This window comes from Ferrovibrio sp. GW821-FHT12B10 (assembly GCF_058807515.1).
This window is the reverse complement of sequence record NZ_JBXAQT010000001.1, coordinates 1,761,573-1,784,069: the sequence shown is the minus strand read 5'-3', so window position 1 is coordinate 1,784,069 and position 22,497 is coordinate 1,761,573. Positions and strand designations below refer to the sequence as shown.

23 protein-coding genes and 1 tRNA gene are annotated in these 22,497 nt (G+C 64.4%); 11 read left to right on the top strand and 13 right to left on the bottom strand.

Going from position 1 to position 22,497, the window contains the following annotated elements; genetic code table 11:
- Positions 1-4: 4 nt before the first annotated feature.
- Entirely contained in the window at positions 5-694 is a 690-nt protein-coding gene (locus AC1RRT_RS09045) for a Tim44/TimA family putative adaptor protein (RefSeq protein ID WP_493013460.1), read from the bottom strand.
- 262 nt (positions 695-956) lie between these two features.
- On the opposite strand from AC1RRT_RS09045, the gene secB reads away from it, so the two are divergent.
- Positions 957-1,433, top strand: coding sequence for a protein-export chaperone SecB (gene secB, locus AC1RRT_RS09040; RefSeq protein WP_493013459.1), 477 nt, complete (start codon positions 957-959; stop codon positions 1,431-1,433).
- 128 nt (positions 1,434-1,561) lie between these two features.
- Positions 1,562-2,101, top strand: a complete 540-nt coding sequence (locus tag AC1RRT_RS09035) for a PAS domain-containing protein (RefSeq protein WP_493013458.1) — start codon at positions 1,562-1,564, stop codon at positions 2,099-2,101.
- Here AC1RRT_RS09035 and AC1RRT_RS09030 read toward each other — a convergent pair.
- The 8 genes from AC1RRT_RS09030 to AC1RRT_RS08995 all read right to left on the bottom strand — a co-directional run bounded on the left by AC1RRT_RS09030 (position 2,098) and on the right by AC1RRT_RS08995 (position 8,638).
- Positions 2,098-4,209, bottom strand: coding sequence for a hybrid sensor histidine kinase/response regulator (locus tag AC1RRT_RS09030; protein ID WP_493013457.1), 2,112 nt, complete (start codon positions 4,207-4,209; stop codon positions 2,098-2,100). The two genes, AC1RRT_RS09035 and AC1RRT_RS09030, sit on opposite strands and share 4 nt — an antisense overlap.
- Before the next feature lie 98 nt (positions 4,210-4,307).
- Entirely contained in the window at positions 4,308-5,000 is a 693-nt protein-coding gene (gene dnaQ, locus AC1RRT_RS09025) for a DNA polymerase III subunit epsilon (RefSeq protein ID WP_493013456.1), read from the bottom strand.
- Positions 5,001-5,013: 13 nt separating this feature from the next.
- On the bottom strand, positions 5,014-5,616 hold the full coding sequence (coaE, locus tag AC1RRT_RS09020; RefSeq protein WP_493013455.1) for a dephospho-CoA kinase: 603 nt from the start codon (positions 5,614-5,616) through the stop codon (positions 5,014-5,016).
- Positions 5,613-5,984, bottom strand: coding sequence for a type II toxin-antitoxin system VapC family toxin (locus AC1RRT_RS09015; RefSeq protein WP_493013454.1), 372 nt, complete (start codon positions 5,982-5,984; stop codon positions 5,613-5,615). The genes coaE and AC1RRT_RS09015 overlap by 4 nt, the downstream gene beginning before the upstream one ends.
- On the bottom strand, positions 5,981-6,250 hold the full coding sequence (locus tag AC1RRT_RS09010) for a type II toxin-antitoxin system Phd/YefM family antitoxin (RefSeq protein ID WP_493013453.1): 270 nt from the start codon (positions 6,248-6,250) through the stop codon (positions 5,981-5,983). The genes AC1RRT_RS09015 and AC1RRT_RS09010 overlap by 4 nt, the downstream gene beginning before the upstream one ends.
- Before the next feature lie 59 nt (positions 6,251-6,309).
- Positions 6,310-7,185 (bottom strand): shikimate dehydrogenase, encoded by an 876-nt coding sequence (locus tag AC1RRT_RS09005; protein ID WP_493013452.1) that lies wholly within the window; start codon positions 7,183-7,185, stop codon positions 6,310-6,312.
- Positions 7,182-7,775, bottom strand: coding sequence for a Maf family protein (locus tag AC1RRT_RS09000; RefSeq protein WP_493013450.1), 594 nt, complete (start codon positions 7,773-7,775; stop codon positions 7,182-7,184). The genes AC1RRT_RS09005 and AC1RRT_RS09000 overlap by 4 nt, the downstream gene beginning before the upstream one ends.
- A complete protein-coding gene (locus AC1RRT_RS08995; RefSeq protein ID WP_493013449.1) occupies positions 7,772-8,638 on the bottom strand; it encodes a pyruvate, water dikinase regulatory protein in 867 nt (288 codons plus the stop codon). The genes AC1RRT_RS09000 and AC1RRT_RS08995 overlap by 4 nt, the downstream gene beginning before the upstream one ends.
- 431 nt (positions 8,639-9,069) lie before the next feature.
- Here AC1RRT_RS08995 and hemE point away from each other — a divergent pair, with 431 nt between their 5' ends.
- From hemE to AC1RRT_RS08965, 6 genes are all read left to right on the top strand, one after another.
- Positions 9,070-10,134, top strand: coding sequence for a uroporphyrinogen decarboxylase (hemE, locus tag AC1RRT_RS08990; RefSeq protein WP_493013448.1), 1,065 nt, complete (start codon positions 9,070-9,072; stop codon positions 10,132-10,134).
- Positions 10,135-10,190: 56 nt separating this feature from the next.
- Positions 10,191-11,231, top strand: a complete 1,041-nt coding sequence (gene hemH / locus AC1RRT_RS08985; protein ID WP_493013447.1) for a ferrochelatase — start codon at positions 10,191-10,193, stop codon at positions 11,229-11,231.
- 13 nt (positions 11,232-11,244) lie between these two features.
- Positions 11,245-11,670 carry a protoporphyrinogen oxidase HemJ gene (hemJ, locus tag AC1RRT_RS08980; RefSeq protein ID WP_493013446.1) on the top strand — a complete coding sequence of 142 codons (426 nt, stop codon included), beginning with the start codon at positions 11,245-11,247 and terminating at the stop codon, positions 11,668-11,670.
- 315 nt (positions 11,671-11,985) lie between these two features.
- On the top strand, positions 11,986-13,176 hold the full coding sequence (locus tag AC1RRT_RS08975) for an efflux RND transporter periplasmic adaptor subunit (protein ID WP_493013445.1): 1,191 nt from the start codon (positions 11,986-11,988) through the stop codon (positions 13,174-13,176).
- A gap of 28 nt (positions 13,177-13,204) precedes the next feature.
- Positions 13,205-16,378, top strand: a complete 3,174-nt coding sequence (locus tag AC1RRT_RS08970; RefSeq protein WP_493013444.1) for an efflux RND transporter permease subunit — start codon at positions 13,205-13,207, stop codon at positions 16,376-16,378.
- A gap of 166 nt (positions 16,379-16,544) precedes the next feature.
- The gene (locus tag AC1RRT_RS08965) at positions 16,545-17,315 is read left to right on the top strand and encodes a type 1 glutamine amidotransferase domain-containing protein (protein WP_493013443.1); all 771 of its coding nucleotides are present in this window, start codon (positions 16,545-16,547) and stop codon (positions 17,313-17,315) included.
- 21 nt (positions 17,316-17,336) lie between these two features.
- Here the strand turns inward: AC1RRT_RS08965 and AC1RRT_RS08960 are convergent, their stop codons facing one another.
- Together AC1RRT_RS08960 and AC1RRT_RS08955 are read right to left on the bottom strand one after the other, a co-directional pair.
- Positions 17,337-18,554, bottom strand: coding sequence for an adenylate/guanylate cyclase domain-containing protein (locus AC1RRT_RS08960; protein WP_493013442.1), 1,218 nt, complete (start codon positions 18,552-18,554; stop codon positions 17,337-17,339).
- A gap of 74 nt (positions 18,555-18,628) precedes the next feature.
- Entirely contained in the window at positions 18,629-19,687 is a 1,059-nt protein-coding gene (locus AC1RRT_RS08955; protein ID WP_493013441.1) for a DUF2332 domain-containing protein, read from the bottom strand.
- Between the two features lie 111 nt (positions 19,688-19,798).
- Here AC1RRT_RS08955 and AC1RRT_RS08950 point away from each other — a divergent pair.
- Positions 19,799-19,885, top strand: a tRNA-Leu gene (locus AC1RRT_RS08950).
- A 23-nt stretch (positions 19,886-19,908) separates the two neighbouring features.
- Here the strand turns inward: AC1RRT_RS08950 and AC1RRT_RS08945 are convergent.
- Positions 19,909-20,562 carry a hypothetical protein gene (locus AC1RRT_RS08945; RefSeq protein WP_493013440.1) on the bottom strand — a complete coding sequence of 218 codons (654 nt, stop codon included), beginning with the start codon at positions 20,560-20,562 and terminating at the stop codon, positions 19,909-19,911.
- Positions 20,563-20,851: 289 nt separating this feature from the next.
- Here AC1RRT_RS08945 and AC1RRT_RS08940 point away from each other — a divergent pair, with 289 nt between their 5' ends.
- Positions 20,852-21,466 carry a PadR family transcriptional regulator gene (locus AC1RRT_RS08940; RefSeq protein WP_493013439.1) on the top strand — a complete coding sequence of 205 codons (615 nt, stop codon included), beginning with the start codon at positions 20,852-20,854 and terminating at the stop codon, positions 21,464-21,466.
- Positions 21,467-21,525: 59 nt separating this feature from the next.
- Positions 21,526-21,834: a DUF3861 domain-containing protein gene (locus tag AC1RRT_RS08935; protein ID WP_493013438.1), complete on the top strand. Its 309-nt coding sequence runs from the start codon at positions 21,526-21,528 to the stop codon at positions 21,832-21,834.
- Positions 21,835-21,919: 85 nt separating this feature from the next.
- Here the strand turns inward: AC1RRT_RS08935 and AC1RRT_RS08930 are convergent, their stop codons facing one another.
- Positions 21,920-22,492 carry a PAS domain-containing protein gene (locus tag AC1RRT_RS08930; RefSeq protein ID WP_493013437.1) on the bottom strand — a complete coding sequence of 191 codons (573 nt, stop codon included), beginning with the start codon at positions 22,490-22,492 and terminating at the stop codon, positions 21,920-21,922.
- Positions 22,493-22,497: the final 5 nt, after the last annotated feature.

Genomic DNA, 22,497 nt, shown 5'->3' with positions numbered 1-22,497 from the left:
GGGTTTACTGAGCGACAGTTTCAGAGGGGGCGGAGGTCGCGATCAGTGTCCAGTTCGGATCACGCGACCGCATGTCGCGGGCGAAGGTCCAGATATCGGTGACCTCCTCCACGGCATTGCCATGGCCGCCGATGGTGTGGCCCTGCGCATCCTTGGTGACGCTGATCAGTTCGGACTGGAACTTCACTGTCACTTCGGCGATGCGGTTGTTCACCTGGGTATCGACGATCTCGGTGCCGCGCAGGCCCACGAAGGTGGCCTGCATGGTTTCGCCGCGGCTGGCGCGATCGTCGATGGCGGCGGCAAAATCGTTGAACACCTCGCGCGACAGCAGCGGCCGCAGGGCCTCCTTGTCGCCGGCGGCAAAGGCCGTCACCACCATCTCGTAGGCGGCCTTGGCGCCATTGAGGAAATCGGGCGCATCAAAATTGGGATCGACCGAGCGGATGGCGGCAAGCTTGCGATCGGTTTCGGGATCGACGGGCGGCGCCGGGGCATCGCGACGCGGCAGGGTGATCACCTTGTCGTCAACGCCTTCGGCCCTGTTCTCGGCCTCGCTTTCGCCGGTAACGGGCGGCCGGCGTTTCTGCTCATGACCGGTGCGCTGGCCCAGCACCGCGCGCAGGCGCAACGCAATGAAGCCGGCAATCGCGCCGAGCAGAAGAATGTCGAGAAACTGGAAGCCGTCGCCCATTATCGTTGCCTGTTTTTCCCCGCCACGTCTTTATCGTGGGCGAATCTACCCCTGTCGCCGCCATCGGTCCAGCATGGGGGCCGCCCGGGCGGCCCCGCTTATGGTTGGGAAATAAGGACAAATCGTGGCATTGCAAGAGGCCTCGACGCATGGCCGGCGCGCCCCGGCAGCGGGTTGCCGCCTTGTTCGGCCAAGGCAAACCATGCTAGGGACAGCCGGCCCAGCGACATCCTATCCGCAGAGACGAAAGAGACGACCGGTCATGACCGACACTGCCAATCCGCCGCCCGGTTTCAATCCCGACAACGCGCCCCGGTTTTCGCTGAGCGCGCAGTACACCAAGGATCTCTCTTTCGAGCATCCGATGGCACCGCGCACCTTCAGCATGCAGAGCGCGCCGCAGATTTCGGTCAATGTCGGCACCCAGGCGGAGCGCGTCAACGACACCCTGTTCGAGGTGACGCTGCGCATCCTGTGCGAGGCCAAGCATGGCGAGGAGGTCGCCTTCGTCGTCGACCTGCATTACGCCGGCCTGTTCGCCCTGGTGAATATCCCGGCCGAGCATATGGAGCCGCTGCTGCTGGTCGAAGCGCCGCGCCTGATCTTCCCCTTCGCGCGCCGCATCGTGGCCGACACCACCCGCGACGGCGGCATGCCGCCGCTGATGCTGGATCCGATCGACTTCATGCAGCAGTACCAGCGCGGCAAGGAAGCCCAGGCCCAGCAGGGCACGGCCTGACAGCCCACCTCGCCCTTCCGGGCGAGGTCGCATGCGATTGTCCACACTTCGCCCTTGCCGTTGCGACGGAGCAACGGCAAGCTGAATGTGATGAACCGCTGTTCAGGCATGCAGAGAGGTGACGGCCGGTGACCGCGTCGATTGACGATGTCATCCGCGAGTCAAAGCATCCGCGCCTGTTCGGCACGGCCTTCCTCGATCAGTGCTCACCCCCGATCCGCCGCATCTGGGAATACTGGGACAGCCGCCGCCGGGGCCGGCTGATGCCGGCGCGGCAGGATATCGATCCGCTCGACATTCCCGCCGATCTGCTGCCAGCCATCGTGCTCACCGAAGTGCTGACCGAAGAACCATGGCTGCGCTACCGGCTGGTCGGCACGGCGCAGGTGGCGTTGCGTGGCCGCGACCCCACCGGCTTGCCGGTTCAGGGCAATTACATGGGCGCCCATCTGGGCCTGCCCGCCGACAATGTGATCCTGAACTATCGCATCGTCATTGAGAAGAAGACGACCGTCTATGTCTACAATCCGATTGTGGGTGCGCGTCCCGATGGCGGCTCGATGCGCCAATTCCCGGTGCATGCCAGCAGCACGGTGCTGATGCCGCTATCGAATGACGGCGAGCGCGTCGACATGGTGCTGAGCTTCAGCGACCTGGACGCATATTAGGCCTGTGGCGGCAGGCCGAGAACAGTGAGCAGCTTGTCGAGCTCGATCGGCTTGGCAACCACGGCATTGAAGCCCGCCATCTCGTAACGCGCGAGGGCTTCCGGCACCACATCGGCGGTCAGCGCCACGATATATGCGTTGCGCTTGCCCGGCAGTGCACGCAGACGATGCTGGGTCTCGACGCCATCCATGCCGGGCATATGGATATCCAGCAGGATCGCATCGAAGGATTGGCTGCGCGCCAGCTCGATGGCTTCGGCGCCGCTGCCGACCGTCACCAGCGTCTCGCAGAATCGCTTGAGCAGAGTTTCGATGATACGGCGGTTGACGTGATTGTCGTCGACGCAGAGCACCCGCGGCGGCCGACCGGCGGTATTCAGCACCGGAATCTGGCTGCCGTTCTGCACATCCTCTTCATCGGGCATCTCGACTGGCAGCAACACCCAGAAGGTCGAACCAACACCCTTCTCGCTTTCGCAGCCGATATCCCCGCCCAATACTGACGAAAGCCGGCGGCAGATCGCCAGGCCCAGGCCGGTACCGCCATACTGGCGGGCGGTGGAGGCGTCTTCCTGGGCAAAACGTTCGAAGATCGTGTCCAGCGCCGCGGCTGAAATACCCGTGCCGGTATCCTGGACTTCGAAACGAATGCCCGGGCGGCCATCAGGCAGCGCCGCCCTGCGGGCACGCAACACGATGCTGCCTTGCGCTGTGAACTTGACGGCGTTGCCAACAAGATTGACCAGAATCTGGCGCAGGCGCATGGCATCGGTCTGGATGCTGGGCGCAACGTCGGGGGCGATCTCGGTTCGGAAGCTCAGCTTCTTCTGCGCACAGGCCGGCGAGAACAGCGCCGACATCGATTCCATCAGCGCAAACAGACGCACGGTGCCGGGGGAAACCTTCAGGCGGCCGGCCTCCAACCGCGAGAAATCCAGGATATCGTTGATGATACCCAGCAGGCCTTCGGCGGATTCCCGGATGATGGCGACATATTCGCGCGCGGTGGAATCCAGCGGCAGGCTTTCCAGCGCCTGCGCCATGCCCAACACGCCGTTCATCGGCGTGCGGATTTCGTGGCTCATGGTGGCGAGGAACTCGCTTTTCGCCGTGGCCAACCGCTCTGCGCGGCCGGTCTGCTCCTGCAGTTCGTGATTGACCCGCGCCAAGTCCCCGGCGCGGCGATCGCGCTCGGCCAGCATGCGCGCCAACATGGCGATGGCGGCGGCGCCAAGCAGCAGGATCATCGCCGAAACCAAGCTGACGATCGTCGCCTGCGAGCGCCAGCCGGCGATGGCGACGTCCTGCCAGCGCGAGCTGGAAATCACCAGGCGATTGTCGAGCAGACGGCGCACGGCAGCGATGCGCGGCGCACCGGAAAAGGGATTCTCGAAAACGCCGCTGATCGCCGGTGCCTCGCTTTTGGCCATCGCCTGGTAGGCCGTGCTGCGGATCAGCGAGTTGCCCATCTCCGTTTCCAGCCAGGGCGAGCGGGCGATCAGTTTAAAATCCGCATTCAGCAGCGTGACGTAATCGCCGGCTTCCACGGCGCTCTGGAAGGCCCTGGAATAGGCTCGCGGGTCGATGACGGCAACGACAACGCCGGTCAGGCGGCCCTGGGCGTCATACATGCCGATGCTGCAGGGGAGCTGCCAATCGTCGTCGAGGGAATTCTTGCTCGGCGGTCCGATGTGAAAAGTTTCTCGACCGCCATCCAGGTAATAGGCGACCGCCTCGCGGCGCGCGACATTGACCGATGAAACGGGAAAACTGCGGGAGCTGTGCAGCGGTGTGCCGTCCGCCCCGACGAGGGTGATGGCGCGGACGTAGGCGAGCTGGCGCTCCAGCCTCTTCAGGTGGTCGTGCATGCGCTGCGGATCGTGGCCGTCGATCTGCAAGAGCAGTTGCGCTTTTTCCAGGGCAAAGCGGATGCTCTGCATCGAGTTCTCGATTTCCTGGGCACGCAGTTCGGCCTGACGCTCCATATCCTGGATTTCATCGCGGATGGCGGCGTTGCGCAGTGTCACATGCACATAGAAATTCAGGCCTGCCAGCAGCAGGGTCATGGCGCCAAACAGGATGGCGCTGTAGGTGAGCATGCGGCGCATGGTGGTCCGGGAAGTCTGGCGTTTCGACCGGAACAGCCTAAGGGTGCGGAACTCTGAGAACTGAATGCGTTTACAATAAGGTTATCAGAAAATAATCCCTATGCGTCCTTGAGCCACAAAGGGTTTTTCAGCTTGCCCACAAAGGCGGCATGCGCGGCAAGCTCGGCCTCGCTGGGCGTATGCGGACGGGCCGGACGGGCCGGGCCGCGCGGCACCGGCGTGGTGACCAGCGCCTGGCCACCGGTTTCGATGCCGGCCAGCCCCAGACCCTGCTGCCGGCCGCCGATCAGTTCGAGATAGACCTCCGCCAGCAACTCGGAATCGAGCAGCGCGCCATGCTTGGTGCGCGCCGAGAGATCGATGTTGAAGCGGCGGCAGAGTGCATCCAGGTTGACCTGGGCGCCGGGGAATTTCGCCCGCGCCAGCCGCACCGTGTCGATGGCGCGTTCCATGGCGATATGCGGCATGTCGGGCAGGCGCGCCAGCTCGGCGTTCAGGAATCCGATATCGAAGGTGGCGTTGTGGATCACCAGCGGGTCCTCGCCGATGAAATCGCAGAATTCGCGGGCCACGGCGGCGAACAGCGGCTTGTCCTTCAGGAACTCGTCCGACAGGCCGTGCACCTTGAAGGCATCCTCGGGCATCGAGCGTTCCGGATTGAGGTAGACATGGAAATGGCTGCCGGTCGGAATGTGGTTGATCAGCTCGATGCAGCCGATTTCCACGATGCGGTCGCCTTCATTGGCCTTGAAGCCGGTGGTTTCAGTATCGAGTACGATTTCGCGGGTCATGGTGTATCCGTGTTCAGGGCTGCTGGGCGCGGTTGCGCAGCAATACGACGAGGTCGCGCACCTGCGCCTCTGTATCCGCCAAGCTTGTACCCGTATCGATGACGTGATGGGCGAGCCGGCGCTTTTCCGCATCCGGCACCTGGCGGCCAAGGATGGCGGCGAATTTTTCCGCACTCATGCCCGGCCGGGCCATCACGCGCTCGCGCTGCATCTCGGCCGGCGCGCTCACCACCACGATGGCGTCGACATGCTTATGGCCGCTGCCTTCGAACAGCAGCGGGATGTCGAGCAGCACGAACGGCTCGCCGCGCGCCCGGGCGTCGTCCAGGAACTGCTGACGCAGCTGCCCCACCAGCGGATGCACGATGCTTTCGAGCTGCTTGATCTTCCCGGCATCGTTCAGCACCAGCCGCGACAGCACGGTGCGGTCAACCGCGTCATTCACCACCGCTTCGGGGAAGACGGCACGGATCGGCGCGACAGCGGCACCGCCATGATCGTAGAGCGCATGAACGGCGGCATCGGCATCGAACAGCGGCACGCCCTGGGCGGTGAACATCTTGCCCACGGTGGACTTGCCCATGCCGATGGAACCGGTGAGCGCGACGATCATCATGCCGGCATCACCGTGACGTCGTAGTCGGCCAGCTGGCGATCGCCGGTGACCAGAATCAGATTTTCCACCTGGGCCTGCGAGACCAGCATGCGGTCGAAAGGATCGCGATGCAGCAGAGGCAGGTTCCGGTAGGCCGCGATATGCGCCCGGTCCAGGGGCAGGCCGACCATGCCGAGCTGGGCCATCTGCTCATCCAGATCCTCGGGCGTCCTCAGCTTGCCTAGACCGACCTTGATGGCAACCTCCCATAGCGATACGTCACTGACGAAAAGGTCGTTCTCGGGATCGGCCAACAAGTCGATCATTTCCGGGCGCAGGCTGCTTTCGATCGCCCGGATCAGCACGTTGGTGTCGAGCAGGAGCCTCACAGCTCACCGTCCGGGAAAATCTTGCTGCTCAGGAAGTCCTGTTCGATCTCGGCATCGGCCTGATCATAGTCGGGGGCGAACCAGACCTTGCCCTTCCAGGCCCCGAACTGGCGCCGCTTCGCCTTAGGCGCGGCGGCCTCGGCCATCACCAGGCGCACTTCCGGCTTGCCGGCGCGGGCGATCACGACATCCTCGCCGCGCTTCACCGCCTCGATCAGCTTGGACAGGCTGGTCTTGGCTTGGTGAATATTCACCTGAATTACCATTGGCTTAGCCTTAGCTTAGCTAACCTAAAAATATAGCTTAGCTAACTTAGCTAACCCCGTCAAGCCAGCACGGCCTCGCGCAGCGCCGGGGTCACCGCCGGCGCAACCCCGAACCAGGCCTCGAAGCCCGGCCGGCCCTGGTGCAGCAGCATGCCCAGCCCGTCGACCACGGCATTGCCGCGGGCCCGAGCCCGGGCGAGCAACTGGGTTTCCAGCGGGCTGTAGATGATGTCGTTGACCAGGGCGCCCTTAGGCAAATCGTCCAAGCTGATCTCCAGCGCTGGCTGGCCACTCATCCCCAGACTGGTCGTGTTGACCAGCAGGCCGGCCCCCGCCAGAGCCGCGCTGCGGTCATCCCAGTCCGTCACGATGATCGACCCGCCGGTCCCGCTGCCCAGGTCTGCCGCGAGAGCCTCGGCCTTGTCGCGGCTGCGGTTCAGCAGGCGGATTTCCGGCGCGCCGGCATCCTGCAGCGCCACCAGGATGGCGCGCGCCGCGCCGCCGGCCCCCAGCACCACGGCCGGGCCGTCAGCTGCCGCCCAGCCGGCCGGCGCTTCGGTCTTCAGGTTTTCCAGGAAGCCGAAGCCGTCGGTATTGCTGCCATGCAGGCTGCCATCGGGCTGCACCACGATGGTGTTGACCGCGCCGATGCGCTTGGCCACGGCGTCGATCCGCGCCAGATGCGGCAGCACCGCGATCTTGTGCGGGATGGTGACATTGATGCCGCGAAAGCCCGGCTCCCTGGGCAGCGCTTCGAGGAAAGCACCGAGTTCCTCCGGCGGCACCGGCAGGCGGTCGTAACGCCCGCTGATGCCGTGTTCCTTCAGCCAGAAGCCATGCAGCTTGGGCGAACGCGAATGATCGACCGGCCAGCCGATCACGCCGGCGCGCGGGATGATGTCATCCCGGTCTTCGTGAAGATTGGCGTCACTCATGCGCGCAGCACCTTGTTCTCGCGCAGGATGTCCAGCAGCGGCAGCAGCGGCAGGCCGAGGATGGTGAAATGGTCGCCCTGGATCTTGGCGAACAGCTGCGCACCCAGGCCTTCGAGCTGATAGCAGCCGACGCTCGACAGCACCGCATCGCCGGCCTGCGCCAGATAGGCATCGAGAAAGCCGTCGCTGAAATCGCGCATGGTCAGCTTCGCCGCATCGACATGACGCCAGATCACGCTGCCGCCGCGCGCCAGCACCACGGCGCTGACCAGCTCATGCGTCTTGCCGCGCAAGGATTGCAGATGATCGCGCGCCGCCTCCTGACTCTCGGGCTTGTCGTACCAGCGGCCCTCGCAGGCCAGCATGCTGTCGGCGGCGATGACAAAATCGGCTGGCTCGGCATGGCTGACGCGATGGGCTTTCAACTCGGCTAATGCGGTTGCGGCCTCACGGATGCTGGCCTTTTCAGCCTTCAGGCCCAGCTTGATCTCGTCTTCATCGACGCGTGCAGGAATGACGCGGAAATCAAGGCCCGCGGCGCGCAGCATGGCCGCGCGCGTGTTGCTGGCCGAGGCAAGAACCAGACTCACGGCTTCGGCTCCTCCAGACCCAGATCCTGCTGCTTGCGCTGTTCGGCGCGGCGTGCATGCAGGTTGAGGATCGAAGCCGCGGTCTCCTCGATCGAACGGCGCGTCACATCGATCATCGGCCAGTTATGTTTGGCGCAGAGCTTGCGCGCAATGGTGAGTTCTTCCTTCACGCGCTCGTCGTCCACATAGGCCGTCTCGGTATGCTGGTTCATCGACAGCAGGCGATTCTTGCGGATCGATACCAGGCGGTCGGGCGATGTGGTCAGCCCGACGACCAGCGGATTTTTCAGCGCCTCGACTTCCGACGGAATCATCAGCCCGGGCACGATCGGCACATTGGCGGTCTTCAGGCCGCGGTTGGCCAGGTAAATGGATGTCGGGGTTTTCGAGGTGCGCGACACGCCCACCAGCACGATATCGGCTTTCTCCAAGTCTTCGAGATGCTGGCCGTCGTCATGGGCGATGGTGAAATGCATGGCGTCGATGCGATGGAAATATTCCGCATCCAGTTCGTGCTGGCGGCCGGGCAGGTTCACCGCCTTCTCGCCCAGGTATTTGCCAAAGGCCATGATCACCGGATCCAGCACCGGCACGATCGGCAGTTTGGCCTTGGCGCAGCCCTTGATCAGGATCTCCCGCAATTCCTGGTCGACGATGGTGAACAGCACCAGCCCGCCCATGGCGGCGATCGCCTCGACCACACGCTCCATCTGCAGCGGCTTGCGCACCAGCGCCCAGGTATGGGTTTCCACCTCTTCCTGGGATTTCTGGAACTGCACCAGCGCCGCCTTGGCGACCGATTTCAGGGTTTCGCCGGTCGCGTCCGATACCAGGTGAATATGCGGCCGGGTGGTTTTCTGCATCGGGAATCCGGCTGTGGAATTATGGGGATAATATGGATAAGGCGGGGTTTATCCCCATGGCTCGTCTTTTCATGCCCGGAACGCCTTTTTCATGCAACCAGCCTGTCACCGGAGGATCAAATTTCGACAGCCCCTGTGGAAAGTGGGGATGAGACATAATGCCGCCGCAATGCAGGGGCGATCCCCGTTATCCCCATAATCCTCAGCATGAAACCGCTGCGAGTCGACGCGATTTCAGCGCGCTTATCCTCACAGGCGACGATTTTATCCGCTGTCGGTCATGGCCGGGATGAAACCGGGGGCCGGGCCTGAATCCGTGATGATCCCCAGGACTCACCGTACTACTGCAACCACTACCTCTTTAAATTATATATAAAATAGGAAAGGAATAAGGGATGACCCTTGTTCCCAGCGCTCCGTTCCCAGGGCAAATGCCTGTTGGGCAAAAAGCCCAGCAGCCCAGCAAGCCTTTGCTGCGTACCCTTGCCGGCCTGCCCAGTGTGCGCCCGCCGCTCTGGCTGATGCGGCAGGCAGGCAGGTACCTGCCTGAGTATCGCGCCACCCGCGCCCAGGCCGGCAGTTTCCTCGATCTGTGTTACGATCCCGAACTGGCCTGCGAAGTCACATTGCAGCCGATCCGGCGCTTCAACTTCGATGCGGCCATCCTGTTCGCCGATATTCTGCTGATTTGCCAGGCGCTGGGCCAGAACCTGGCCTTCAAGGAAAACGAGGGTCCGGTGCTGGATGCGATCCGCACCTCGGGCGAACTGGCCCGCCTGAACCCCAATGGCATCCACAAGACGCTGGAGCCGGTCTACGAGGCCGTCGCGCGTATCAAGGTGGGGCTACCCGCCAGTTGCACCCTGATCGGCTTTGCCGGGGCTCCTTGGACCGTGGCGACCTATATGCTGGAAGGACGAGGCTCGAAGGATTACCCGGCCGCCAAGACCTGGGCCTTTGGCAATCCGCTCGGCCTGCAGACCCTGATGGAAATCCTGATCGAGGCGACGGTGAGCTATCTGGATCGCCAGATCCAGGCCGGGGCCGAGGTTGTGCAGTTGTTCGATACCTGGGCTGGCGTGCTGCCGGAAAACGAATTCCGCCGCTATTGCGTCGAACCGGTGCGCCGGATCACTGCCGCGTTGAAGGACAAGCATCCCCATGTTCCGGTGATCGCCTTCCCGCGCGGCGCCGGCGCGATGTACGAGGGTTATGCGGCCGCCACCGGCGCCGATGCGCTGGGGCTGGATTACACCATGCCGCTGGGCTGGTCGAAGGACCATCTGTGGAGCAAGCATGTCGTGCAGGGCAATCTCGACCCGCGCCTGCTGGTCGTTGGCGGCGCCGCCCTGGCGGAAGGCGTGCATCGCCTGCTGAAGACCTTCGAGGGCCGCAATCACATCTTCAATCTCGGTCACGGCATCGTGCCGGAAACGCCGATCCTGCATGTGGAGCAGCTTGTGCGGCTGGTCAAAGGCAGCGAGACGGCGGCATGAGATTTTTTCTCCCACACGGGCCTGTCGAACAGATCCCGCAACGCTAGGTCTTCACCATGCCTCAGAAGACCGCCGTCATCCTGTTCAATCTCGGAGGCCCCGATAGCCAGAGCGCTGTCGAGCCTTTCCTGTTCAACCTGTTCAACGATCCGGCGATCATCCGGCTGCCTAATCCGTTCCGCTGGCTGCTGGCGAAGCTGATCTCGTCGCGGCGCGCGCCCAAGGCGGCGGGTATTTATGCACAGATGGGCGGTCGTTCGCCGATCCTGCCGCAGACCGAAGCGCAGGCTGCGGCCTTGAAAGTATCGCTGGGCAGCGACGACTATCGCGTCTTCATCGCCATGCGCTACTGGCATCCGTTCAGCGATGAAACGGTGAAGGCCGTGAAGGACTGGGGCGCCGAGCGCATCGTGCTGCTGCCGCTCTATCCGCAATTCTCGACCACGACGACAGGGTCATCGCTGCAGGACTGGCATCGCGCGGCGCGCAAGGCCGGCCTTGCTTTGCCCACCGCGATGATCGGCTGCTATCCCGAAGAGGGTGGCTTCATCACCGCGCAGACCGAGCTGCTGCGCAGTGCATTGCCGCAGGCGGAATCCGCAGGTCCGGTGCGTATTCTTTTCTCGGCGCATGGCCTGCCGAAAAAGATCGTGACCGATGGCGATCCCTATCAGACGCAGGTGGAAAAGGGCGTCGCCGCGATCCTGCGCCTGCTGAACCGCCCTGAGTTTGAGAGCCGTATCTGCTATCAGAGCCGCGTCGGCCCGCTCGAATGGATCGGACCATCGACCGATGCAGAGATTGTGCAGGCGGCGAAAGACGGATGCTCGATCGTGGTCGTGCCGGTGGCTTTTGTCTCGGAGCATTCCGAAACGCTGGTCGAACTCGATATCGAATATGCCGAACTGGCGCAGCATAACGGCGCGAAGAAATATACCCGCGTGCCGACGGTGGGTGTGCAGCCTGATTTCATTGCCGGCCTGGCAGGCCTGGTGCGCCGGGCGCAGTATGATGCCCAAGGAGATATACAGCCGCGTTGCGGCAGCGGTGCGCGCAGTTGCGGCAATGCCTGGCGGCGCTGTATCTGCAAGGCATGACGGGAAGAGGCTGATGCTCTACGACTGGATCAAGGCGCTGCATGTCATTTCCGTCATCGCCTGGATGGCGGGCATGCTCTATCTGCCGCGGTTGTTCGTCTATCATGCCGTGGCCGAGATCGGATCCAAAGAATCCGAGACCTTCAAGGTGATGGAGCGCCGCCTGCTGAAGGCGATCATCAATCCGGCGATGATGGTGGCTTGGGTTTTTGGCGGCCTCATGGTCTGGCTTGGCCATCACTGGGACCAGCCCTGGTTCTGGGGCAAGTTCGCCTTGCTGATGGGCATGCAGGCGGTGCATGGCATCCTGGTCAGCCGCCAGCGCGCGTTCGAGCAGGACCGCAACACCCACGGCCAGCGCTACTACCGGATTGTGAACGAGGTCCCGACCGTACTGCTGATCGGCATCGTGATCCTGGTGATCGTGAAGCCCTTCTGAAGCGGGTCTTTGCCTGACATGGAACGTCAGGTATTCAACAGAAATTTCTGTTGAAACACAATGTTCATGTTGTGTGCCTGCCAGGTTTGTGCTATTTCCGCACATCCTGAACCAGCGACGTAATCACGGCGCTGACGGGTGCAACAGAGCCAGAGCGGCGGTTTCACGGTTGCGCTAAGCTGCCGTAACGCAAGCTTTTGGTGGCGGTGATCACAGGAGCGTTACGGTCCGCTTCCCGGATCGACGCTGCCGCCATACACCTTGCACCGGTCAAATCGCGTGTTCTTCGCGCATGCAAAAAAGGCGGGGTCCCCCATGTCATTCGGTTTTCGTAACGGCGGTCTGTTTGCCGCTGCCCTGGTCGGTTTCGGCCTGCTCTCCTCCACGGCTGTGCTGGCCCAGATGGGCCCGCCGCCGGTGACGGTGGCCAAGCCGGTATCCAAGCCGATTGTCGAGATGGACGAATATACCGGCCGCTTCGAACCCGTCGGCTCCGTCGAGATTCGCGCCCGCGTGAACGGCTATCTGGAAAGCGTGCATTTCACCGACGGCGCCACCGTGAACGCCGGTGACCTGCTGTTCACCATCGACCGCCGCACTTATCAGGCGACGCTGAACCAGGCGCAGGCGACACTGAACAGCCGCCAGACCGAGCTTGATCTGGCCAAGGTGGAATTCGAGCGCTACCAGAAGCTGACGCAGACCGGCGCCGCCGCCGCCGCCACGCTGGACCAGCGCCGCCAGGCTTTCCTCAGCGCGCAGGCCAACATCGCCGGCGCCCGCGCCGCTGTGGAAACCGCCCGCCTGAACTACAGCTTCACCGAAGTGCGCGCGCCGATCGCCGGCCGCATCTCGCGCAAGCTGGTCACCGAGGGCAATCTTGTTCGCGAGAACGAGACGCTGCTGACCACCATCGTGCAGCTCGATCCGGTGTATTTCTATTTCGACATCGATGAGCGCTCGTACCTGAGCTATCAGCGCATCGCCAAGCAGAGCGGCAACACCACCAACGGCAAGGGCCTGCCCGTGCAGGTGCAGCTGACCGACGAGAAGGTGTTCACCCATAAGGGCGCGCTCGACTTCGCCGACAACCGCCTGGATACCGCCACCGGCACCATGCGTCTGCGCGCGGTCTTCGATAACAAGGAGCTGTTCCTGACGCCGGGCCTGTTCGGCCGCATCGCCGTGCCCGGCAGCCCGGAATATCCCGGCCTGCTGATTCCCGATGAAGCGATCCTGACCGATCTCGACCGCCGCTATGTCTATGTGGTGGGCGAGGGCGGCGCGGTGCAGCAGCGTCCGGTGAAACTTGGCTCGCGCACCGACAGCTACCGCATCGTGCGCGAAGGCCTGACCAAGGACGATGTCGTGGTCATCAACGGCCTGCAGCGCGTGCGTCTGGGTGGCGGCAAGGTGACGCCGATGCCGGTCGAGCTGCCGCCGGTGTGGCAGGGCCTGATGGCGCTGCCGCAGCCGCAGGCTCCGCAGCAGCCCGCCAAGAAGTAAGTCAGTTCCTTTTCGCCGCGAGGCAGTCATGAAATTCGGACATTTCTTCGTCGACCGGCCGATCTTCGCCGCGGTGGTCTCCATCGTCATGGTGATCATCGGCGGGATCGCCTTCCTCAACCTGCCGGTCTCGGAATACCCCGAGATCGCGCCGCCGCAGATCAACGTCACCGCAGCCTATCCCGGCGCCGATGCCGAGACGCTGGCCCGCACGGTGGCGACGCCGATCGAGCAGGAAATCAACGGCATCGAGAATCTGCTCTACATGTCGTCGTATTCGACCGCCGACGGCGTGATGGCGCTGACCGTCACCTTCAAGCCGGGCACCGATCTAGACACCGCCCAGGTGCAGGTGCAGAACCGCGTCACCATCGCCGAACCGCGTCTGCCTGAAGAAGTGCGCCGTCAGGGCATCACCACCCGCAAGCAGGCCGGCGACTTCCTCATGGTCGTGCATCTGCTCTCGCCCGACAAAACCTACGACCAGCTCTACATCGCCAACTACATGCAGCTGCGCATCCGCGATCAGCTGCTGCGCCTGGACGGCGTGGGCAACATCCAGATCTTCGGCGGCAGCGAATACGCCATCCGCATCTGGCTCGACCCCAACCGCCTCTCGGCCTACGGCCTGTCGGGCGCCGATGTGGTCAATTCGCTGCAGGCGCAGAACGTGCAGGTTTCCGGCGGTGGCCTCGGCCAGCAGCCGGCGCCTGATTACAACGCGCTGCAGGCGATCGTGACGACGCAGGGCCGCTTCGAGGACGTGCGCCAGTTCCGCAACGTGATCATCAAGAACACCCCCGATGGCCGACTGGTGAAGCTGGAAGACGTGGCCCGCGTCGAGCTCGGCGCCAAGGATTACAACAGCCGCTCCTATCTCGATGGCCAGACCGCCATCGCGCTCGGCGTGTTCCAGCGCCCGGGCACCAACGCGCTGGAAACCTCGGAAGCCGTCATCAAGCGCATGGACGAGCTGAAGGCGGATTTCCCGCCGGGCCTGGAATACACCATCATCTACAACCCGACCGAATTCATCGCGGAATCGATCAACGAGGTCTACAAGACCCTGATCGAGGCGATCATCCTGGTCGCGCTGGTGGTGCTGGTCTTCCTGCAGAACTGGCGTGCGGCGCTGATCCCGATCCTGGCCATCCCGGTCTCGATGATCGGCACCTTTGCCGTCATGCTGGCCTTCGGCTTCAACTTGAATGTGCTCAGCCTGTTCGGCCTGGTGCTCGCCATCGGCATCGTGGTCGATGACGCCATCGTCGTGGTGGAGAATATCGAGCGCAACATCGCGCTCGGCATGAGCCCCCGCGATGCCGCGCACGAAACCATGGACGAGGTCGGCACCGCGGTGGTCGCTATCGCCGTGGTGCTGTCGGCGGTGTTCATCCCCACCGCCTTCATCCCCGGCATCACCGGGCAGTTCTACAAGCAGTTCGCGCTCACCATCTCGGTGGCGACGATCCTGTCGGCCTTCAACTCGCTGACCCTGTCGCCCGCCCTGGGCGCCATTCTGCTGCGCAAGCACGAGGCCAGTCACGGTGAATCGCGTTTCGCTGTCATGCGCTGGGTCAAGACGGCGGCCGACAAGTTCAATACCGGTTTCGACAAGACCAGCAACAGTTATGCAAAGAGCGTTGGGGGCATCGTCAACCGGCGCGTATTGATGCTGGGCGGCTACCTGCTGCTGGTGGCGGCGACCGTCTTCATGTTCCGCACCGTGCCGCCGGGCTTCATCCCGCCGCTGGATCGCGGTTACGCCATCGTCGTCATCCAGCTGCCCGACGGCGCGGCCCTTGGCCGCACCGACGCGGTGACACAGAAGGCGACCCAGCTGGCCCAGAGCGTGCCGGGCATCACCCATGTGGTGGCCATTCCGGGTTTCAACGGCGCCACCTTCACCAACAACGCCAATGCGGCGGTGATGTTCACCACCTTCGCGCCCTTCCACGAGCGCCTGTCGCAGGGTCTGACCTCTGACGTCATCATCGGGCAGATGATCGGCAAGCTGCAGAGCATCGAGGAGGCCTTCGTGATCGCGGTGCCGCCGCCGGCGGTGCCGGGCATCGGGTCTGGCGGCGGCTTCAAGATGCAGCTGCAGAACCGCACTGGTGATGACGTGCGTCCGATCCTGGCCAAGGCTTACCAGATCATGGGCATGGCCATGCAGACGCCGGGCGTGACGGGCGTGTTCACCACCTTCTCGGCGTCGTCGCCGCAGGTGTTCCTGAACATCGACCGCACCAAGGCGCAGATGCTGAACGTGCCGATGTCGAATGTCTTCGAGGCCCTGCAGGTCAACCTGGGTTCGGCCTATGTGAACGACTTCAACGCCTTTGGCCGCATCTTCCAGGTGCGTGCCCAGGCCGATGCGCAGTTCCGCCTCAACAAGGAGGACATTGCACGTCTGAAGGTTCGCTCGGCCACCGGCGACCTCGTGCCGATGGGCACGCTGGTCGAGATCAAGGAAGCGTCGGGCCCCGACCTGCTGCAGCGCTACAACACCTATGTGTCGGTGCCGCTGCAGGGCAACACGCCGCCCGGCGTGTCGACGGGCCAGTCGCTGGCGATCATGGAGGGCCTGGCCAAGCAGGTGCTGGAACCGGGCCAGGGTTTCGAATGGACCGAGATCGCCCTGCAGGAGCGTTCGACCGGTAACACCGCCACTTACATCTTCATCCTGGCGGTGGTGTTCGTCTTCCTGGCGCTGTCGGCCCAGTATGAAAGTTGGGTGCTGCCGCTGGCGATCATGCTGATCGTGCCGATGAGCGTGCTGTTTGCGCTACTCGGCGTCTGGATGGTTGGCATCGACAACAACGTGCTGGTGCAGATCGGCCTTGTGGTGCTGATCGGCCTGGCGGCGAAGAACGCGATCCTGATCGTGGAATTCGCGCGCCAGCTGGAAGCCGAAGGCAAGACGCCGTCGGAAGCGGTGATCGAGGCCTGCCGCCTGCGTCTGCGCCCCATCCTGATGACGGCGCTGGCCTTCATCCTGGGCGTGGTGCCGCTGGTCACCTCCTCGGGCGCGGGCGCGGAAATGCGTCGCGCGCTCGGCACTGCGGTGTTCTCGGGGATGATCGGCGTCACCCTGGTCGGTTTGTTCCTCACCCCGGTCTTTTATGTGGTGCTGCGCGGCCTGATCATCGGGCGCAGCAAACCGAAGGCGGGCGCTGCGGCGCAGCAGCCGGGCGAATAAAACCATCCGGGCTTTTCCGCGAAAAACGGAATCGCAAAAGTCACAATGGCCGGGGAGCAATCCCCGGCCATTATCGTTTTATGGCAGGCGGTATCGCCCCGTTGAAACCTGCCATCCGGCGCTTATGTCAGCCGGGCTTCCAACAATCCGATGAGGGGAAACACCGATGGCCCAGCAACCGACCATGGTTCAGAAGACCAGCGCGATCCCGTCGCGTCTCGCGCCGACCCAGGCCAGCACGCATATCCTGATGGTGACGACCTCGCACAGCCTGATGGACAGCGGCGATGTCACCGGCGTTTGGGCCGAGGAACTGGCGACGCCCTATTACCTGTTCCGCGATGCCGGCGCCAAGGTGACGGTGGCCTCGATCAAAGGCGGTCCGGTGCCATTCGATCCGCGCAGCATCAGCGGCAGCGAGCCGCAGCCTGACAGCGTGCAGCGCCTGCTGGCCGACAAGCCGGTGATGGATGCGCTGCAGAGCACGCCCGCCATCGCGGCGCTCGATAGCCTGCTCTATGACGCGATCTTCCTGCCCGGCGGCCATGGCACCATGTGGGATCTGGCGAAAAGCGAAGCGCTGGCCCAGCGCATTGCCGATCTGGATGCGCGCGGCAAGCCGATCGCGGCGGTCTGTCACGGCCCGGCCGGCCTCACGCATGTGAAGCGCAAGGACGGATCGTGGCTGGTGTCAGGCCGCAAGGTCACCGGCTTCACCAATGCGGAAGAGCACAAGGTCGGCCTGGCGCGTGCCGTGCCCTTTCTGCTGCAGGACCGCCTGGTCGAACGGGGCGCGGATTTCGTCGAGGTGGATGTGTTCCAGCCGCATGCGATCCGCGACGGCAACCTGATCACCGGCCAGAATCCGGCCTCCAGCGAACAGACCGCACGGCTGATGTTGCGCACGCTGCATGAGCGTCACGTCATGGCGGCGTAAGCCGCCTGGCGCAGCCGGTCTTTATCGTAAGAGGGCGGGATCCAGCGTGAACAGCTCGGACGGGCTTTCGACGCCACGCAGCGCATAGCGGCCGAGCGACACGGCTTCGTCCTTCAGGCCGCCGGCGACCGAACGGAAGGCGGCCGAGAGAATGGCACGCTGGTCGACCGAGCGGCTGAGGCCCGAGATGCGCGACAGCTCGTTCACGGCCGGGCCTACGACGGTGAAGTCGAGGCGATCCTCGCCGCCGAAATTGCCATACAGCACTTCGCCGACGTGCAGGGCGACCGACATGTCAGTGACCGGCAGTCCCGCATTGGCGCGGCGGTTGCGCACCTGCCGCAGGTCCTTCATGCAATGCTTCAGCGCGGCCAGCGCCTGCTGGCAGGCATTCTGCAGGTTGCCGTCATCGCGGAAGATGGCGAGCACGCCGTCGCCGACGAATTTCAGCACCTCGCCGCCATGGGCATGCACGGCGGCCACGGCCGCGCCGGCATAGTCGTTCAACAGCGGCATGATCAGTTCCGGCGTGACGGTATCGACCAGGCGGGTGAAGCCGCGCAGGTCGCTGAACCAGAGCGCGGCCGAAATGCGCTCGGCATCGCCGCGGCCGATGGTGCCCGACAGCACGCGACGCGCGGCATCGCGGCCTAGATAGGTTTCCGCCAGCGTCTCGGCGATGCGACGTACGCTGGCCGAACGCACGGCGGCGGCCGCGAAGGGGATCAGCGCGTTCAGCGTTTCGACCTGCTTGTCGGAATAGCCATCGCCATGCGCCGTGGTCCAGGAGGCATAGATCGAGTCGAGCTGGCCAATGATCGCCTTCTCGCCGAAGCGCGTCATGGTCACCAGATAATCGGTATAGCCCTCGCCGGCCAGTTCGGTGACGATGGGGAAGCGGTGCTCGCCGTTCAGGCCCTTCATCTGCACCCGCACATGCGGATCGCCGCTTTCCTCCAGATGATAGAAGGGGCTGGCGCGCCACTTGCGCTCGCCCTCTTCCGTGACCGAGCGGCCGAACTCATGCAGCGTCACCTCCGCATGGTCCTGGTGCCAGGCGAAAATGCGGCCGGCCAGCACCGGATGCAGGGTGTCGGCGCCCAGCACGGCGCGTTTGACCGGAATGCCCGCCTCGTTCAGCCCGGTGCAGAACTGGCCGAGGATTTCACCCTCATCCAGGCCATTGAGGGAGGCGTCGGCGATGCAGCGGGCGATGCGGGTAAAGACGAGCGGATCCATGCGCGCAAGATAGGGCGGGTTTCGGCGAAAGACACGTCGTAATCGGAGGCTTTTTTGCCGCAGGCGCCTCGGGGTTACGCCTGCCACCGTACCCAGCGGCCATGGAAGTCGCCGACCGCCAGATGTTGCGTGCGCCCGCCGTCGCCGGCGCCATCCCACAGGGTCAGGGTCAGGTCGGCGCCGTCCTTCGACGTGCCGGGTTCCAGCCGCAGCCAGGCCAGCGGCGTCCTGCGCGTGGCGGTTTTCCCCGCCGCCTGCATCAGCGCGGTGATCCGCGCCTGCTCGGGCGCCGCGATATACTGCCAGACGATGGAATGATAGAGCACGAAGACGCCCGGGGTGTTGGCTGTGCCGCGCTGCGCCAGCTCGCGCGCGACGAACTCCCCGGCATTGATCTGTTCCACCCGGATGCCCCGGCGCACCGCATGGTCGAGCGCGGCGCTGACACGCTGCAGCCGCTGCGGCTGGTCGGCCCAGATATAGGACAGCAGGCGCTGGCGGTGCCCGGCATCGGTGGCGTCGAGCGGCGCGACATCGCAGCCGGCGCGACTCTGGACGGTGATGGCAGTGGCCTGTCGTGGCGCATGGCCGTTCCAGTCAGCGGCGAGACGCAGCGGCGCGCCAGTGGCTGCATCGCCATGACGCCAGGCCGTGAAATCGTAGGTGTAAGAATCCCAGCTCAGGTTGAGGCCGGCGCTGGCGCCGATCTCGCGGCACTGCAGCGGCAGGCCGGGACAGGCGGCGGCGATGCTGTGGAAGCCGCCGATCAGCACGGCCGAGCGCTGCGGGTCGTTGGTCTGCGGCGGGCTTTGCAGATAGAGCGCCAGCAGCGCCGCGTGCCGGCGCAGCGCATCATCCAGCGTGGCGGCATCGATCCGCCGTGCGTCATAGGCAGCGGTCAGCGGCGCGTCACCCTGCAGCACCGCGCGATGAAGCGCGCCGGCCACCCGCAGCGCCAGCGCATCGGCGCGCGGATCGCCCGGCCAGGCGAGGATCGCCGCCGCCCAGTCGGGCGAGGCGGCCAGTAAATCGGCGACGCTGTCGAGGATCGCGCCGGTGAAGGGCGAGCCCAGTGCGCGGCAATAGCCGGCCTGGTCACGGAAATGCTGGATGATCCCGGCGGTATCGGTCATGCCGCATTGTGTTTTGCCGGCCCCCGCCGCGTCCAGTCCGGGATTGCCCCGGTACAATCCATGGGACAATTGACCGGATGGCGGCCCGCCGCGTAGACAGGATGCGTGCCTGCCCGCTTGGCGGAATTGGTAGACGCACGGGACTTAAAATCCCGAGGCCGCAAGGCCGTGCCGGTTCGAGTCCGGCAGCGGGCACCAGCCTTGCCTTTACATCGTGATCTTCACATCGGCGGCACGAGGCCGTTGCGGCCGATGGTGATGCGCTCGGCGCGATAGGCGCCGTCGGCGGCCTTCGTCGCCGTCACCAGCACATGGTTGCCGGGCTTGATCAGGCTGCGGTCGCCGGGCTCGAAGGCCACGACCGGCACGCTGTCGGGCACCAGCACCTGCTTCTCGCCGCCGGGAAAGCTGAGCGTCAGCATGCGGCCGCGCGCATCGGCCTTGGATGCCATCATCTGGCTGACCGTCGCATTGGTCATCGTGCTGTTGGGGCCGCCGGTATCCCAGGGGCGATGGCTTTCGCCGACGGCGGCGCGCATGGAGTCCATGAAGATATGCACCTCCAGCGCCACCAGGCTGCCATCGGGCTGCGGCAGCGCCGCCGTGCCGATGTAGCTGCCGGCCTTGATCGTATCCAGCTGCGCCGGTGCCAATGCGGTGACCGCGGCATTGGACGCGAGGTTCAGCATCAGCGCCTCGCCTTCGCGCGTGGTCAGGGACAGGCGCTGCTGGTCCATCGGACCCTCCATCACCATGTCGATCTTGGCGCGGATGCGGCGCGGCGCCTCCTGGGCGGCGGCATCTTCATGAACGACGATGGCGAGCAGGCTGGCGAGCGCGGCAGCGGCGACGGCGGCAATAATGGCAAGGCGCATGAGGATGGAATCCGTTTCAGGGTCAGGGGATGCAGACATCCGTGGAGTGTGGATCGCGGCCGCGCCCCGGCAACACACGTTGGCTTGACCTCACGGTGGCTTGAGCGCGTGACCCCGGAATTTCAGGCGGCGGCTATATCCCTGTGGAAAACCTCTTGACGGCAGATATCGCTCACTATATCTTACGATATGTCAGATGAGATATCTGATGGACTATCCGATGAGGTATCGAATGAGTGAACACCTGTTTAACACCTGTATTATCAAAGGCTTCCGAGAGCATCACGCCATGCACCGGGGCCGCCGCCATTTCCGTGGCAAGCTGGCCGCCGCGCTGTTCAGCAGCGGCGACGACAGCCTGGGCGGCCATGGTTTCCGCGCCAGCCGCGTGGTCTCGGCCGCCGACCTTCAGCTTTTGATTCTCGTCCTGCTCGAAGAGCGCCCGCGCCACGGCTACGAGATCATCAAGGCGCTGGAGGAACACACCTCGGGCTTCTATGCGCCCAGCCCCGGCGTGATCTATCCCGCGCTCACCTATCTGGAAGAGATCGGCCATACCAGCGTCGTCTCGGAAGGCGCGAAGAAGCTGTACAGCCTGACGCAGGCCGGCCGCGATTATCTGGCCGAGCATCGCGTGCATGCCGACACGATGATGGCGCAGCTCGCCAAGATCGGCGGACGCATCGCCCGCGCCAAACGCTTCTTCAGCGGCGGCGAGGCGGCCGAGGATGACGAGCCGCATTACGGCAGCCGCAACACGGCGCCGGATGCCTCGTCCACCATGCGCGCCGCGCGCCACAACCTGAAAGCCGCGCTGACGGAAAAGGACGATGCCTCGCCCGAGGAGCAGCGCCGCATCATCGACATCCTGGTGCGCGCCGCGCGCGAGATTCGTGGCCAGTGACGGGGGCGAAGATGGGAAGCATCTGCAGCAGCGACATCAGCTCCTGGAAGGGACACAGCATGAAGGGTCACCGATACCGCGTCACCATCGAGCATGTCGGCACGCCGAAGCCGGGTGACCTTTTACGCGATCCGCTGAGTTTCGAGGCTGTCAATCACGATGAAATCCTGGCCATCGTCGAACGCCTGCGCGCCAGTGCGCAATACGAGGCTGACGAGGCCGCGGCGCTCGCTATCGGGCTGAAGCTGTTTTCCGAAGTGATGCTGAAGCGGCGCGACGACCCGCTGTTCGCAGCCGTGCGGCCCGCGATCCGCGCCTTCATCGGCGGCCTGAAGGATCGCAACAAGGCGGCGGCACTGCCGGCTTGAGATAGCGGCAGCCGGGGGCGCCGCGCTTGCGATTGCGCGCAAACAGCGGCGCCGCCCCAGCGCCCCCCACAGCTCTAAAATTTTGTTATTCAGCCGCCATGGCCGGCGGCGGAGCGGTCCACAATTCGATCGGGCTGTAGGGCATGCTGATGCCCAGCAGCGTATCGGTCTCGATGCCGTTATCCGACAGCGGCAGCATCAGGTTTTCCAGCGCATTCCAGCCGCGCACCTCGAAGACATCGTCTTCCTGCGGCACCGGGCCGCGGCGCCAGGTCGGCATGCCATCGCGCGCCGTGGTGATCAGGCGCAGGCGGTTGGTCGACCAGGCATGCGGCCGCACTTCGTCATACCATTGGCTGGTGACATCCTGGCCGACAAAGGCGGTGAAGGCAGGGCCGGCCATGCGGTAGCGGAAGCGCCAGGGTGCGCGATGCACCTCCAGCATCCAGGTATAGGGCAGCAGTTCGCCGAGTAAGGTGCGGTCGATGGCGTTGCGCGCCGGCAGACGGCCGTCGGCGCTGCACAGCGTGAGCCAGTGCACCAGCATCTGGCGCACCTGCGGATGCCAGCCCAGGCCGCGGTCGGCGGCGCGCACCACATGCCAGCCTTCGCCGAAGACGGCGGGCAGACCAGGTGCGGCGGTGGGGATCGGCTGCATGATCA